Source organism: Pseudomonas sp. LBUM1651, from assembly GCF_059716135.1.
On the sequence record NZ_CP166805.1, the window covers coordinates 4,911,619 to 4,926,558 of the forward strand.

General features: G+C 60.1%; 10 protein-coding genes. 7 read left to right on the forward strand and 3 right to left on the reverse strand.

Annotated features, from left to right (window positions below; genetic code table 11):
- Nucleotides 1–1,046 precede the first annotated feature (1,046 nt).
- The 7 genes from ACA066_RS23040 to ACA066_RS23070 all read left to right on the forward strand — a co-directional run bounded on the left by ACA066_RS23040 (nt 1,047) and on the right by ACA066_RS23070 (nt 13,039).
- Nucleotides 1,047–3,098 (forward strand): putative bifunctional diguanylate cyclase/phosphodiesterase, encoded by a 2,052-nt coding sequence (locus tag ACA066_RS23040; RefSeq protein ID WP_497696767.1) that lies wholly within the window; start codon nt 1,047–1,049, stop codon nt 3,096–3,098.
- A gap of 231 nt (nt 3,099–3,329) precedes the next feature.
- Complete coding sequence (locus tag ACA066_RS23045; protein WP_497696768.1) at nt 3,330–4,673, forward strand: imelysin family protein; 1,344 nt, start codon at nt 3,330–3,332, stop codon at nt 4,671–4,673.
- A 327-nt stretch (nt 4,674–5,000) separates the two neighbouring features.
- Nucleotides 5,001–6,428 (forward strand): di-heme oxidoreductase family protein, encoded by a 1,428-nt coding sequence (locus tag ACA066_RS23050; RefSeq protein ID WP_497696769.1) that lies wholly within the window; start codon nt 5,001–5,003, stop codon nt 6,426–6,428.
- 27 nt (nt 6,429–6,455) lie between these two features.
- The gene (locus ACA066_RS23055) at nt 6,456–7,520 is read left to right on the forward strand and encodes an imelysin family protein (RefSeq protein WP_497696770.1); all 1,065 of its coding nucleotides are present in this window, start codon (nt 6,456–6,458) and stop codon (nt 7,518–7,520) included.
- 14 nt (nt 7,521–7,534) lie between these two features.
- Complete coding sequence (locus tag ACA066_RS23060; protein WP_497696771.1) at nt 7,535–8,632, forward strand: DUF1513 domain-containing protein; 1,098 nt, start codon at nt 7,535–7,537, stop codon at nt 8,630–8,632.
- Between the two features lie 206 nt (nt 8,633–8,838).
- Nucleotides 8,839–9,987 carry an efflux RND transporter periplasmic adaptor subunit gene (locus ACA066_RS23065; protein WP_497696772.1) on the forward strand — a complete coding sequence of 383 codons (1,149 nt, stop codon included), beginning with the start codon at nt 8,839–8,841 and terminating at the stop codon, nt 9,985–9,987.
- A 13-nt stretch (nt 9,988–10,000) separates the two neighbouring features.
- Nucleotides 10,001–13,039, forward strand: a complete 3,039-nt coding sequence (locus tag ACA066_RS23070) for a multidrug efflux RND transporter permease subunit (RefSeq protein ID WP_497696773.1) — start codon at nt 10,001–10,003, stop codon at nt 13,037–13,039.
- Nucleotides 13,040–13,211: 172 nt separating this feature from the next.
- Here the strand turns inward: ACA066_RS23070 and ACA066_RS23075 are convergent, their stop codons facing one another.
- From ACA066_RS23075 to ACA066_RS23085, 3 genes are read right to left on the reverse strand one after another with little or no spacing between them, the layout of a single operon-like run.
- A complete protein-coding gene (locus ACA066_RS23075) occupies nt 13,212–13,439 on the reverse strand; it encodes a hypothetical protein (protein WP_253431340.1) in 228 nt (75 codons plus the stop codon).
- 2 nt (nt 13,440–13,441) lie between these two features.
- The gene (locus ACA066_RS23080; protein ID WP_497696774.1) at nt 13,442–14,155 is read right to left on the reverse strand and encodes a lipopolysaccharide kinase InaA family protein; all 714 of its coding nucleotides are present in this window, start codon (nt 14,153–14,155) and stop codon (nt 13,442–13,444) included.
- A gap of 3 nt (nt 14,156–14,158) precedes the next feature.
- The gene (locus tag ACA066_RS23085; RefSeq protein WP_497696775.1) at nt 14,159–14,827 is read right to left on the reverse strand and encodes a class I SAM-dependent methyltransferase; all 669 of its coding nucleotides are present in this window, start codon (nt 14,825–14,827) and stop codon (nt 14,159–14,161) included.
- Nucleotides 14,828–14,940 lie beyond the last annotated feature (113 nt).

Sequence of the window (14,940 nt, forward strand, 5' to 3'; positions counted from 1 at the left end):
TTTGCCTTCAAAAATCCCTACAGAATTAGCGTACAACCGCAGGAGATTTGTCGGCTGTCAGGCCGCCTTCGCGAGCAAGCTCGGCTCCTACAAGAGCGGATCGGCGTACACCAACCAAACCACGAGGCCGAGCGTTAGCTCGCCTTTCGCTTTTGATCTTGATCTACCCGCCCCTTCGGGAGGCCGAGTTCGAAGGCAAAACCTTCACCGCTTAAGATCGACGCCAGATAAAAAACCCGGCTTTTGCCGGGTTTTTTTGCCTTCAAAAATCCCTACAGAATTAGCGTACAACCGCAGGAGATTTGTCGGCTGTCAGGCCGCCTTCGCGAGCAAGCTCGGCTCCTACAAGAGCGGATCGGCGTACACCAACCAAACCACGAGGCCGAGCGTTAGCTCGCCTTGCGCTTTTGATCTTGATCTACCCGCCCCTTCGGGAGGCCGAGTGGAGGTTCTGCGCAGTGGGCAGCCCGGCATGGATGCCGGGCTAGCCGCCCCCGGCCATGGATGGCCGATGGCGGCGGCCCCACGGAGCAGGACCGGTGCGAGGGAACGCCGAGCTTTAGCGAGGGGCCGGACGCTGGGGCAAGACCTTTTGGTTACTTTTGAGGCGTTTGTCAAAAGTGACTCGCCGTAAGGGCGAAACCCTAAGTGGCCGTTACCGCAGGAATGGATATGTACTCGGTCAAACAAAAGACAGGTCGGCTACCAGGCCGCCTTCGCCGGCAAGCCGGTCTCCCTCCCTCAATTAGACGGCGTACACCTGAAGAAACCAGGCCAATTTCCCACAATGAAACCAGCCTCCACCCCCTTGCCCCAACGCCATACCCGTCTAACATCAACCAAATGGAAAATATGTCCAAATCCCCCTCAAGTTGAAGGACTCGACTACCGACACAGTACTAATAGGGCAAATACTCCAGGCAACAGCATTTCGGCCAACCCACAGGCAAATTCCCCTGTGTTTGATTGTCCCTTTGACTGCCATCACGGGATTGCCAATACTCATGGCAACTTGATGCTACCTGCACGGAACAAGGAATGACTCTTTGAAGCTGGAACTCAAGAACAGCTTGTCGGTAAAGTTGCTCCGGGTCGTGCTCCTGTCGGCATTGATCGTCGGCGTGGTCTTGAGCTGCGCGCAGATCGTTTTCGATGCCTATAAAACACACCAGGCCGTGGCCAGCGATGCCCAGCGCATTCTCGACATGTTCCGCGACCCCTCGACCCAGGCCGTCTACAGCCTGGACCGGGAGATGGGCATGCAGGTGATCGAAGGCCTGTTTCAGGACGACGCCGTGCGCCAGGCCTCCATCGGCCATCCCAATGAAGCCATGCTCGCGCAAAAATCCCGCGACCTGCAGCAATCCAGCAGTCGCTGGCTGACCGACCTGATCCTGGGCAAGGAGCGCACCTTCACCACTCAACTGGTGGGTCGCGGTCCGTACAGCGAGTATTACGGCGACCTGAGCATCACCCTCGACACCGCCACTTACGGCCAGGGATTTATCGTCAGTTCGGTGATCATCTTCATTTCCGGTGTATTGCGGGCCCTGGCCATGGGGCTGGTGCTGTATCTGGTCTATCACTGGCTGCTGACCAAACCGTTGTCGCGGATCATCGAGCACCTCACCGAAATCAACCCGGACCGCCCGAGCGAGCACAAGATTCCGCAGCTCAGGGGCCACGAAAAAAACGAACTGGGCATCTGGATCAACACCGCCAACCAGTTGCTCGAATCCATCGAACGCAACACGCACCTGCGCCACGAAGCGGAAAACAGCCTGCTGCGCATGGCCCAATACGACTTCCTCACCGGTCTGCCGAACCGCCAGCAATTGCAGCAACAACTGGACAAGATTCTCGTCGACGCCGGCAAGTTGCAGCGGCGGGTCGCGGTGCTGTGTGTCGGCCTCGATGACTTCAAGGGCATCAACGAACAGTTCAGCTATCAGACCGGCGACCAGTTGCTGCTCGCCCTGGCCGATCGTCTGCGAGCCCACAGTGGTCGCCTCGGTGCCCTCGCCCGTCTTGGCGGCGACCAGTTCGCCCTGGTTCAGGCCGATATCGAGCAACCCTACGAAGCGGCCGAATTGGCCCAGAGCATCCTCGATGACCTCGAAGCGGCGTTCGCCCTCGATCATCAGGAGATTCGCCTGCGCGCCACCATCGGCATCACCCTGTTCCCCGAAGACGGTGACAGCACCGAGAAGCTGCTGCAAAAGGCCGAGCAGACCATGACCCTGGCCAAGACTCGCTCGCGCAACCGTTATCAGTTCTATATCGCCAGCGTCGACACTGAAATGCGCCGCCGTCGCGAGCTGGAAAAAGACCTGCGCGAGGCCCTGGCCCGCGACCAGTTCTACCTTGTCTACCAACCGCAGATCAGCTACCGCGATCATCGGGTAGTGGGCGTCGAAGCATTGATTCGCTGGCAGCATCCCGAACATGGGCTGGTGCCGCCGGACCTGTTCATCCCGCTGGCCGAGCAGAACGGCACCATCATCGCCATCGGCGAATGGGTGCTGGATCAGGCCTGCAAACAATTGCGCGACTGGCATGACCAGGGTTTCACCGACCTGCGCATGGCCGTGAACCTGTCCACCGTCCAGCTGCACCACGCCGAACTGCCGCGAGTGGTCAACAACCTGCTGCAGATGTACCGCCTGCCACCCCGCAGCCTGGAACTGGAAGTCACCGAAACCGGCCTGATGGAAGACATCAGCACCGCCGCCCAGCACCTGCTGAGCCTGCGTCGCTCCGGCGCGCTGATCGCCATCGACGACTTCGGCACCGGATACTCATCGCTCAGTTATCTGAAAAGCCTGCCGCTGGACAAGATTAAGATCGACAAGAGCTTCGTTCAGGACCTGCTCGATGACGACGACGATGCGACCATCGTTCGGGCCATCATTCAGCTGGGCAAGAGCCTGGGCATGCAGGTCATTGCCGAAGGCGTGGAAACCATCGAGCAAGAGGCCTACATCATCTCTGAAGGCTGCCATGAAGGTCAGGGCTACTTCTACAGTAAACCGCTGCCGGCGCGAGAACTGGGCGCCTACCTGAAACAGGCCCAGCGCAGTAATGCGGCGATCCTGTAGGAGCGAGCTTGCTCGCGAATAACGCACAAACGCCGCGTTAATCCAGACAGCCCGCATTATCGTTCACGATCTTCGCGAGCAAGCTCGCTCCTACAAAGTGCAACATCCGCTGTCTGAATAAGAAATATTTCCAGCTACAACCCTTTACACATAATGCGAAAGATTTGCATTATGTCGCAGTTTTGCGCCTTGCTGCGCCATTCCACCCCCTCTCGAAGCAGGATGTTCGCCATGATTCGTATGCCTCTGGCTACCGCCAGTCTGTTGGCCATCGCTATTTCTCTCGCCGGTTGTGGCGAAGGCAAAGACAAAGCTGCCGCTCCAGCGCCTACTCCAGCCGCTACGACCACAGCCCCGGCTGTGGCGCCTGCCGCCGCCAGTAAAGTCGACGAAGCCGCCGCCAAAGCCGTTGTCGCGCACTACGCCGACATCGTCTTCGCCGTTTACAGCGATGCCGAATCCACCGCGAAGACCCTGCAAACCGCTATCGACGCCTTCCTCGCCAAGCCGAACGCCGACACCCTGAAAGCCGCCAAGGCTGCCTGGATCGCTGCTCGCGTTCCTTACCTGCAGAGCGAAGTGTTCCGCTTCGGCAACACCATCATCGACGACTGGGAAGGTCAGGTGAATGCCTGGCCACTGGACGAAGGCCTGATCGACTACGTCGACAAATCCTACGAGCACGCACTGGGTAACCCGGGCGCCACCGCCAACATCATCGCCAACACTCAGGTTCAGGTCGGCGAAGACAAGATTGATGTCAAAGACATCACCCCGGCAAAACTCGCCAGCCTGAACGAGCTGGGCGGTTCCGAGGCCAACGTTGCCACCGGCTACCACGCCATCGAATTCCTGCTCTGGGGCCAGGACCTGAACGGCACCGGCCCTGGCGCCGGCAACCGTCCAGCTTCCGACTACCTGGAAGGCAAAAGCGCCACCGGCGGTCACAACGATCGTCGTCGCGCTTACCTGAAATCCGTGACCCAGCTGCTGGTCAGCGACCTGGAAGAAATGGTCGGTAACTGGAAGCCGAACGTGGCCGACAACTACCGCGCCACCCTGGAAGCGGAACCGGCTGAATCCGGCCTGCGCAAAATGCTGTTCGGCATGGGCAGCCTGTCCCTGGGCGAACTGGCGGGCGAGCGCATGAAGGTTTCCCTGGAAGCCAACTCCCCGGAAGACGAACACGACTGCTTCAGCGACAACACCCACAACTCGCAGTTCTACGATGCCAAAGGCGTTCGTAACGTGTACCTGGGCGAATACACCCGCGTCGACGGCACCAAAATGACCGGCGCCAGCCTGTCGTCCCTGGTGGCTAAAGCCGACCCGGCTGCCGACACCGCGCTGAAGGCCGACCTGGCTGCGACCGAAGCCAAGATGCAGGTCATCGTCGATCACGCCAACAAGGGTGAGCACTACGACCAGCTGATCGCCGCCGGCAACACTGCCGGCAACCAGATCGTCCGTGACGCCATCGCTTCGCTGGTCAAACAGACCGGTTCGATCGAAGCCGCCGCTGGCAAACTGGGCATCAGCGACCTGAACCCGGACAACGCTGATCACGAGTTCTGATCAACGCTGTCTGAGTGACTGAAGAGGCGACCTGCGGGTCGCCTTTTTTATGCCCACCACACACCGCCTTTGTAGGAGCAAGGCTTGCCCGCGATGAGGCCGTGTCAGCCAACATAGATGCTGAATGTAAGACCGCTATCGCGAGCAAGCTCGGCTCCTACAGGGTCTTGCGCTGAACCTGTGGGAGCGTGGTTTGCCCGCGATGGCCACAACTCGGTTTCCAGTGAAACCCTGCCCCACATCAACCAAACGATAATTCCTCTTATTCAATCCCCACTGCCCTGTTAGACTTTGCGCCCTTGTTTTGCTCGTCTTGCAGGATGTCTGATGCCCTCGCTGCTTCTTCGCTTGTCCGCACTGTTTCTGGCCCTGGGGCTGAGTGCCTGCGATGACGCCCCGCGCTTTACCGAAGCCGAACCCGGTGAAGCCCGGTCCGGTGGCGCCGCGACCGTACGCAAGACTGATCAGAACGCCTTCTCCCTGCCCTCCGCCAACCTGCCGCCCTCCCGGCGCGTGGACTTCAGCGTCGGCAACAGTTTCTTCCGCAACCCTTGGGTGATCGCCCCGTCGACCACCACCGCCCGGGACGGCCTCGGGCCGCTGTTCAACACCAACGCCTGCCAGAACTGCCACATCAAGGACGGCCGCGGTCACCCGCCCACGCCTGATGCGCAGAACGCCGTGTCGATGCTGGTGCGTCTGTCGATACCCGATGCCCCGGCCTACGCCAAAATCATCGAACAGCTCGGTGTCGTCCCGGAACCGGTCTACGGTGGGCAATTCCAGGACATGGCCATCCCCGGTGTCATCCCGGAAGGCAAGGTGCGGGTCGACTACACGCCAGTGCCGGTCCGCTTCAAGGACGGCACCGAGATCGAATTGCGCAAACCCAGCCTGAACATCACCCAGCTGGGCTACGGTCCGATGCACCCTGACACCCGTTTCTCGGCCAGGGTCGCCCCGCCGATGATTGGCCTGGGCTTGCTCGAAGCCATCCCCGATGAGGCGATCCTGGCCAATGCCGAGGCCCAAGCAAAAGAAAAAAGCGGCATCGCCGGACGCCCGAACCGGGTCTGGGATGACGCCCAACAGACAACCGTCCTCGGACGATTTGGCTGGAAGGCCGGGCAGCCGAACCTCAATCAACAAAACGTGCACGCGTTTTCAGGTGATATGGGCCTCACAACCAGCCTGCGACCGATAGATGACTGCACCGAAGCGCAAACCGCCTGCAAGCAGGCCCCAAACGGCAACGGTCCGGAGGGCGAACCGGAAGTCAGCGACAACATCCTGCGTCTGGTGCTGTTCTACAGCCGCAACCTGGCCGTACCCGCCCGCCGCGATGTCGGCACGCCTGAAGTGCTGGCCGGCAAGACTCTGTTTTTCCAGGCTGGCTGCCAGTCCTGTCACACGCCGAAATACACCACCGCCGCCAACGCGGCAGAACCTGAACTGGCCAATCAAGTGATTCGCCCCTACAGCGATCTGCTGCTGCACGACATGGGCGACGGACTGGCCGACAACCGCAGCGAATTCCAGGCCAGTGGCCGCGACTGGCGCACCCCGCCGTTGTGGGGCATCGGCCTGACGCAGGCGGTCAGTGGCCACACTCAGTTTTTGCATGACGGCCGCGCCCGCAATCTGCTCGAAGCCGTGCTCTGGCATGGCGGCGAAGCGCAGGCCGCGCAGCAACAGGTTTTGTCTTTCAACGCCGAGCAGCGCGCCGCGTTGCTGGCGTTTTTGAATTCTCTTTAAACACTTATAAAGAATCGGGAGCCCGACATGTTCCGTCCCAAGTTGTTATTCACCAGCCTTGCCGCACTCGCCCTCGGCGCCTGCTCACCGCAGGATCCGCAGGCTGTCACGTCGGCGGCCATCGCCAAGTCGGTGATCCTGCCGACCTACACGCGCTGGGTTGAAGCCGACCGCCAACTGGCTGTCAGCGCGCTGGCCTACTGCGAAGGCAAGGAAAACCTCGACACCGCCCGCGCCGACTTCCTGCACGCGCAGAAAGCCTGGGCCGAGCTGCAACCGCTGCTGATCGGTCCGCTGGCTGAAGGCAATCGCGCCTGGCAGGTGCAGTTCTGGCCGGACAAGAAAAACCTTGTCGGCCGTCAGGTCGAGCAACTGGTCGACGCCCAACCGCAGATCGATGCCGCAGCGTTGGCCAAATCCAGCGTTGTGGTTCAAGGCCTCTCCGCCTACGAGTACATCCTGTTCGACAGCAAGCCGGACGTGGCCAACGACGCGCAAAAAGCCAAGTACTGCCCACTGCTGAAAGCGATTGGCGAGCGCCAGAAACTGTTGGCCGAAGACATTCTGAAAAGCTGGAACAACACCGACGGCATGCTCGCGCAGATGAGCAAGTTTCCGAACCAGCGCTACGCCGATTCCCACGAAGCCATCGCCGATCTGCTGCGCGTGCAAGTCACCGCCCTGGACAGTCTGAAGAAAAAACTCGGCACGCCGATGGGCCGTCAGAGCAAGGGCGTGCCGCAACCGTTCCAGGCCGATGCATGGCGCAGCCAGTCTTCCCTGACCGGCCTCGAAGCCAGCCTCGCCGCCGCCAAAACGGTCTGGGAAGGTGTCGACAACAAAGGCCTGCGAGGCTTGTTGCCGAGCGAGCAGAAGCCGTTGGCCGACAAGATTGACGCCGCCTACGCCGCGTCCCTGAAACTGTTCGCCAGCAACCAGCGCTCGCTGACCGAGATGCTCAACGACGACGCCGGTCGCCAGCAGCTCAACGACATCTACGACAGCCTCAACGTCGTCCATCGCCTGCACGAAGGCGAACTGGCCAAGGCGCTGGGCATCCAACTGGGCTTCAACGCCAACGACGGTGACTGATGAGGGCGAGTGCCATGCTGCGACGACAGGCTCTGACGTTAGGTAGTTTGCTGCTGGGAGCAGTGACACTGGGCGGCTGGACGCTGTTCAAGCAAAAGGACAAGAGCCCGCTGCTGCTCTCGGCGCGGGACGATACGGACGGCAAGCATTACGCCGTCGGTTATCGGCTGGACGGTACACGGGTGTTCGCCACCCGGGTCAGCCAGCGGTGCCACGACATCATCAATCACCCGACGCTGCCGATTGCGCTATTTGTCGCCCGTCGCCCCGGCACCGAGAGCTACCTGATCGACCTGCGCGACGGCACGCTGTTGCAAACCGTGACCTCGCAGCCGAACCGGCATTTCTACGGTCACGCGGTGATTCACCACAGCGGCGACTGGTTGTACGCCACCGAGAACGACACGTCCGATCCGGGTCGCGGTTTGCTCGGTGTGTATAAATTTGAAGGCGAGCGCCTCGTGCACAGCGGCGAAATTTCCACCCACGGCATCGGCCCGCATCAGGTGTCGTGGATGCCCGATGGCGAAACCCTGGTGGTGGCCAACGGCGGGATTCGCACCGAGGCGGAAAGCCGGGTCGAGATGAACCTCAACGCCATGGAGCCGAGCCTGGTGCTGATGCAACGCGACGGTACTTTGCTGAGCAAGGAAACCCTCGCCCAGCAGATGAACAGCGTGCGGCACCTGGGGATCGCCAGCGACGGCACCATCGTCGCCGGTCAGCAATTCATGGGCCCCTCCCACGAATCTTCGGAACTGTTGGCCATCAAGCGGCCCGGCCAACCGTTCGTGGCGTTCCCTGTGCCCGAGCATCAGTTGCAGGCGATGGGGCATTACACCGCCAGCGTCGCGGTACACAGTGACTTGCGGCTGGTCGCGTTGACCGCGCCACGGGGCAATCGCTTTTTCATCTGGGACCTGGACAGCGGTGAAGTGCGCCTGGATGCGCCACTTCCCGATTGCGCCGGGGTCGGTGCGGTGGCTGACGGTTTTGTCGTGACGTCGGGTCAAGGGCGCTGCCGTTACTACGATTGCCGCCAGACAAACCTTGTTGCAAAACCGCTGGAGCTGCCTGCAGGGCTCTGGGACAACCACCTTCATTTGATCTGACATCACCCTGCTTTTGTAGGAGCCGAGCTTGCTCGCGAAGGCGGCTGCACATCCAGCATCGCGATGACTGACATACCGCTATCGCGAGCAAGCTCGGCTCCTACAGGTTTTGCGCCTGCCTGTGAAAAGTGGCAGTTGGATTCACTGCCGCTCTCGGAGTAATGTGCCCGCCTGTCTCACCTGATTTTCTCCAAGGAACTGGAAATATGCTGCGTCGCCGCATGCTGATCATGTTGGGTGTTGTTCTGCTGATCGTGCTGGTCCTGGCCGGTTACAAAGCCTTCTCCATCTACACGATGATGCAAGGCTTCTCCGCGCCGAAACCGCCGATAAGCGTTGCCGTGGCCACCGCCATCGAACGGCCCTGGCAAGCCCGCCTGCCTACCGTCGGCACGCTCACGGCGCTGCAAGGCGTGGACCTGAGCCTGGAGACCGACGGCACCGTCATCGATTTGCAGTTCGAGTCAGGGCAGAAGGTCAAGGCCGGTCAACCACTCCTGCGCCTCGACAGCGCCGTGGAAAGTGCCTTGTTGGAAACCGCCCTGGCCGACCTAGGGCTGGCCCAGCTCGATTACGGTCGCGGTAGCCAACTGGTGGGCAGCCAGGCCATTTCCAAAGGCGAATTCGACCGACTTTCGGCGGTGCTGAAAAAAAGCAAAGCCACAGTCAATCAACTCAAGGCTGCGCTCGGCAAAAAAAGCATCGTTGCGCCCTTCAGCGGGACCATCGGCATTCGTCAGGTCGACGTTGGCGACTATCTTGCCAGCGGCACCATGATTGCCACCCTGCAAGACATCAGCAGTCTCTACGTCGACTTTTTCGTGCCCGAGCAGTCGGTGCCGAAGATCGCCATCGGCCAGCCAGTCGAAATCATCGTCGCGGCCTACCCGGCGCAGACTTTCCCCGGCACCATCAGCGCGATCAATCCGAAACTCGAGAACAGCACGCGCAACATGCAGGTCCGCGCGACCCTGGCCAACCCCGACGGCAAACTGTTGCCGGGGATGTTCGCCAGCCTGCAGGTGATGCTGCCCGACCCGCAGCCGCGCATCGTCGTGCCGGAAAGCGCGATCACGTACACGCTGTACGGCAATTCGCTGTACGTCGTCGCAGAGAAAAAAACCGAAGACGGCAAAGTGGAAAAAGACGCCAAGGGTGAACCGATCCTGATCGCCGAACGCCGTTTCATCGAAACCGGAGAACGCCGCGACGGTGTGGTGATGATTACCAAAGGTGTGCAGAACGGTGAAAAAGTGGTCACCGCCGGCCAGATCAAACTGGACAACGGCGCACACATTGCCATCAGCGACGACAAGACTTTAGCCGAGCAGAACAGCCCGCCGCGCGCGGACTGATCAAGGAATCCCCATGGCTTTTACCGACCCGTTCATCCGCCGCCCGGTGCTCGCCTCCGTGGTCAGCCTGCTGATTGTGCTGCTGGGTTTCCAGGCCTGGAGCAAGCTGCCGCTGCGCCAGTATCCGCAAATGGAAAACGCCCTGATCACGGTGACCACCGCGTACCCCGGCGCCAACGCCGAAACCATCCAGGGCTACATCACCCAGCCGATGCAACAGAGCCTGGCGAGCGCCGAGGGCATCGACTACATGACCTCGGTCAGTCGCCAGAATTTCTCGGTGATCTCGATCTACGCGCGCATCGGTTCCAATAGCGACCGCTTGTTCACCGAGCTGCTGGCCAAGGCCAACGAGGTGAAAAACCAGCTGCCTCAGGATGCCGAAGACCCGGTGCTGAGCAAGGAAGCCGCCGACGCCTCGGCGCTGATGTACATCAGTTTCTTCAGCAAGGAACTGAGCAACCCGCAGATCACCGACTACCTGTCGCGGGTCATCCAGCCCAAACTCGCGACCCTGCCGGGCATGGCCGAGGCCGAGATTCTCGGCAACCAAGTGTTCGCCATGCGCCTGTGGCTGGACCCGGTGAAACTGGCCGGTTTCGGCCTGAGCGCCAGCGATGTGACCGATGCCGTGCGCAAGTACAACTTCCTCTCCGCTGCCGGCGAAGTGAAAGGCGAGTACGTAGTCACCAGTATCAACGCCAACACCGAGCTCAAATCCGCTGAAGCCTTCGCCGCGATTCCACTCAAAGTCGATGGCGACAGCCGCGTGCTGCTCAGCGATGTCGCGCGGGTTGAAATGGGCGCGGAAAACTACGACACCATCAGTTCCTTTGGTGGCACGCCCTCGGTGTACATCGGCATCAAGGCCACGCCCGGCGCCAACCCGCTGGACGTGATCAAGGAAGTGCGCAAGATCATGCCGGACCTGGAAGCCCAGCTGCCGCCGAACCTCAAGGGTGAAATCGCCTACGACGCCACGCTGTTCATCCAGGCCTCGATCGACGAAGTGGTGAAAACCCTGTTCGAAGCGGTGCTGATCGTGATCGTCGTGGTGTTCCTGTTCCTCGGGGCGTTGCGCTCGGTAGTGATCCCGGTGGTGACGATTCCGCTGTCGATGATCGGCGTGATGTTCTTCATGCAGATGATGGGCTACTCGATCAACCTGCTGACCCTGCTGGCGATGGTGTTGGCCATCGGCCTGGTGGTGGACGACGCCATCGTGGTGGTGGAAAACATTCACCGCCACATCGAGGAAGGCAAGACCCCGCTGGACGCGGCCATCGAGGGTGCACGGGAAATCGCCATGCCGGTGGTCTCGATGACCATCACCCTGGCGGCGGTCTATGCGCCGATCGGATTCCTCACCGGCCTCACGGGGGCGCTGTTCAAGGAGTTCGCCCTGACCCTGGCCGGGGCGGTGGTGATCTCCGGCATCGTCGCCCTGACCCTGTCGCCAATGATGTGCGCCTTTTTGCTGCGCCACGACGAAAACCCCAGCGGCCTGGCCCATCGCCTCGACCTGATTTTCGAAGGCCTCAAACACCGCTACCAGCGCATGCTGCACGGCACGCTCAACACGCGCCCGGTGGTGCTGGTGTTTGCGGTGATCGTGCTGTGCCTGATTCCGGTACTGCTCACCTTCACCAAATCGGAACTGGCACCGGACGAGGATCAGGGCATCATTTTCATGCTAGCGAACGCCCCGCAGCCGACCAACCTTGATTACCTGAATACGTATACCGACGAGTTCATCACCATCTTCAAGGCGTTTCCCGAGTACTACTCCTCGTTCCAGATCAACGGTTTCAACGGTGTGCAATCGGGGATCGGCGGCTTTCTGCTGAAACCGTGGAACGACCGCAACCGCACGCAAATGCAGATCCTGCCCGAGGTGCAGAGCAAACTGGAAAGCATTCCGGGGTTGCAGATTTTCGGTTTCAACCTGCCCTCTCTGCCGGGTACCGGTGAAGGGCTGCCGTTTCAGTTCGTCATCAACACGGCCAAAGACTACGAGTCCCTGCTGCAAGTGATGGACCGGGTCAAGAAACGCGCGATGGAATCCGGCAAGTTCGCCTTCGTCGACGTTGACCTGGCGTTCGATAAGCCCGAGGTCGTGGTCGATATCGATCGCGCGAAAGCCGCACAGATGGGCGTGTCCATGCAGGACCTGGGGGGAACACTGGCGACCTTGCTGGGTGAAGCGGAAATCAACCGCTTCACCATTGAAGGCCGCAGCTACAAGGTGATTGCGCAGGTTGAACGCCCTTTCCGGGACAACCCCGACTGGCTGAACAACTATTACGTGAAGAACACCAAGGGCGAACTGCTGGCCCTGTCGACCCTGATCACCGTGACCGACCGCGCCCGCCCGCGGCAGTTGAATCAGTTCCAGCAGCTCAACTCGGCAATTCTCTCCGGGGTTCCGCTGGTGAGCATGGGTGAAGCCCTCGACGCGGTGCGTCAAATTGCCCAAGAAGAGGCGCCTGTGGGTTATGCCGTCGACTATGCCGGAGCATCGCGGCAGTACGTTCAGGAAGGCAGCGCGCTGTGGGTGACGTTTGCCCTGGCTCTGGCGATCATTTTCCTGGTGCTGGCGGCTCAGTTCGAAAGTTTCCGCGATCCGTTGGTGATTCTGGTGACGGTGCCGCTGTCGATCTGTGGCGCGTTGATCCCGCTGTTCCTCGGCTGGTCGAGCATGAACATCTACACCCAGGTCGGGCTGGTGACGCTGATCGGGCTGATCAGCAAGCACGGGATCCTGATCGTCGAATTCGCCAACCAGCTGCGCAAGGAAAAGGGCCTGACGCCGCGCGAGGCGGTTGAGGAGGCAGCGGCCATACGCCTGCGCCCGGTGTTGATGACCACCGCGGCGATGGTGTTCGGCATGGTGCCGTTGATCATCGCCACAGGCGCGGGCGCTGTCAGCCGGTTCGACATCGGCACAGTGATCGCTACGGGGATGTCGATCGGGACGTTGTTTACGTTGTTTGTGTTGCCGTGTGTTTACACGTTATTGGCTAAACCCGACCTACCCAAAGAACACGCATAACCCTGTGGGAGCGAGCCTGCTCGCGAAAGCGGTGTGTCAGTCACATCAAAGCTGAATGACAAACCGCATTCGCGAGCAGGCTCGCTCCCACAAGGATTAGTGCAGCATCTTTGTTAGTGGGAATAAAAAAGGCCTCGCATATGCGAGGCCTTTTATTTGGGCTTCAATCTGGTCAACTCTGCGGCCTCAGTCCTTGAGAAAGTCCGAACATGAACAGCAATAAATCATGATCGGGTTGGGTTGCAACGGTTGCCTTCGCAACCCGCGGCATCGGACAACGCGCGTCCCCGTTCACTGAACTGAGGACTTGCGTGCGGGGCTGCTCCCAAGCCGCCACCGCCAGTGAAGCAACTGCCAAGGCTCCTATCAAGAACAAACCTCTAGCAATTTCGAGTTTCATTGCTATAAACCTTTGATAGCGCTGCCAAACGCCGTCTCATAAAAATAGACGAGTTTCTTCCAGTCCGTCGTGCTGAACGACGAGTGGCGACGCAGTTGCTTCAGGTCATGGGACGCGGCGCGACGGGCGGTCAAACGCCGCCGGGCCTTCTCCAGATCGATCATCGCAACGTCGACTTTCGCCGCCTCGCCCTCACCGGTAACCCGCACGAAGACGTGCTTGATGTAGAGGCAACTGTGCTGCCACCGCCCCTTGTGCATGCGCACCAGGTTATCGGCCAGCTCCTTCAGCACGCGATCATGCACCGCCTCCCCATGACGCTCGCGACCACCGCCTGCGTACCAGTGCTCGATTTCCTCGAAACCGTCCAGTGCCTTGGTCACCAGCAATGCGCGCCACTTGTGAACAGGATCGCGTTGCGCACCGCAGAAAACGATTTCCGGAACACCCACGCCGATCAGACTCAACCCGATGAGCGCGTCCCGTTCGCGCAGCACCGTCGGCCGACCGAACGGGTGCAGCCAGCTGCGATAGACATGCCCGGTCTGACGCTTGGCGTAAAACAGCTGTCCATCATTGTTCTTGACTCGCTGCACGCCACTTTCGCCACCGCGACGAACGTTGGGCTCTTCAACCCATTCGCCGCGCTGGTTCCAGAAATGGTCGAAACGATCCTGGGAAGCGACGTCCTTATCTGCTGCACATTGCACTGCCATCTGTTACCTCTTGCGTAACACATAAACCCGCCACATGGCATAGAGCGGGATAAAATCGAGTTGTTCCTGAATACGGAACCCCGCCTGCTCGAATTCCTTTTCGACCGTAGCAGCCGGTAACACAAAACGATTTTGGTAACCTTCCTGCTCACGCCTTTTCTCCAGGCGCTTGCGTCTCCAGGCCTTGAAATTGCCGTCAACCCATAACGAAAGGATCACACTGTCGCGGGTGACGCGCTCGAATTCACGCAGAATGGCCAGTCGATGCTCGGCTTCACCAATGTGGTGCAGCAAACGCATGCAAAAAATGCTGTCGACGGCGTTATCAGGCAGGGCGATGTCGAATGCAGAAGTGTGCAACGGTTGTACCCTTTTCACGACTTCGGCAGGTTGCGCCTGCAGAGCGATCTTGAGCATCGACTCGGAGTTGTCGGCTCCGATGATCACACGGTTGGATTTTTCCGCCAGCAACGGCCAGAAACGCCCGGCACCGCAGGGTAGATCGAGGACCAGACCGGGTTCACCCACCAACGCCAGCGCTTGTCGCGCCAGCTGCTCGTCACGCCAGTGGGACAGTCGGCGGCCAAGGCCATCCTGATGTTTGCGCAGATATTCCTGAGCGTGTTGATCGTCGTATTTTTCGGAAAAATCAAGTTTGATCTGGCCAGCCATCACGAAGGACTCCTGCGTTTCTGATGACCACTACCCTAGGGAATGGCATGTCAGCGTCAGGTCATGCCTTCGTGAAAAAATCGTGGTGTAAAACCCCGATTTATTTCGAGGTT